The following is a 256-nucleotide window of genomic DNA, read 5'->3' on the forward strand; positions in this document are numbered from 1 at the left end:
TGCCGGCGAAAATATTGGCCAAAAAGAACGAGATTCGGATTGGAACCGTGACGATTTCAATGGATGCCACGGGTCGCTATTACGTTTCATTGCAACTAGCTTCGAAACAGCCTTTCGTTGTACAAACGGTTAGGAAAACGCAGATGACCATCGGCATTGACCTCAATACGGACAACTTTCTCACGGATTCCAATGGCAACGTCATTGCCAACCCCCGTTACTATCGAACAGTCAAAGGTAAACTGGCCAAGGCCCA

The 256-nt window shown here is 47.7% G+C and carries 1 pseudogene; it reads left to right on the plus strand.

The annotated features are described in order from the left end of the window. Positions 1 to 256: pseudogene (locus tag KTE19_RS13800) on the plus strand (RNA-guided endonuclease InsQ/TnpB family protein); the annotation flags it as partial.

It is taken from the genome of Lentilactobacillus dabitei, from assembly GCF_019061365.1.
Lineage (GTDB): Bacteria > Bacillota > Bacilli > Lactobacillales > Lactobacillaceae > Lentilactobacillus > Lentilactobacillus dabitei.